The 340-nt window shown below is 62.4% G+C and carries 1 protein-coding gene; it reads left to right on the top strand.

All coding sequences use genetic code 11. From position 1 onward, the window contains the following. Positions 1-340 (top strand): phosphopantetheine-binding protein (locus CRM90_RS30155; RefSeq protein WP_158249096.1); only part of this gene is annotated, 340 nt, incomplete at both ends.

The raw sequence follows: 340 nt of genomic DNA, 5'->3' as shown, positions 1-340 counted from the left end.
TTGTCGATTGTTTCGGAGAAGACGGGTTATCCGGTGGACATGCTCGGGTTGGGCATGGAGATGGAGGCTGAGCTCGGGATCGATTCGATCAAGCAGGTCGAGATTTTGGCGGCGTTGCAGGCGAAGTTCCCGGGTGCCCCGGAGATCCCGGCCTCGGAGTTGTCCGGGTTGCGCACCCTGCAGGATGTGGTGGATACGGTGGCCGGTTTTGCGGCTCCGGTGGCTGCTGCGGTTGCGGTGGCTGCGCCGGCTGTGGCTGCGGGTCCGGCTGCGGGTGATGTTGTTTTGTCGATTGTTTCGGAGAAGACGGGTTATCCGGTGGACATGCTCGGGTTGGGCA

Source organism: Mycobacterium sp. ENV421, assembly GCF_002887815.1.
Lineage (GTDB): Bacteria > Actinomycetota > Actinomycetes > Mycobacteriales > Mycobacteriaceae > Mycobacterium.
This window is presented reverse-complemented; position numbering and strand designations above follow the sequence as displayed.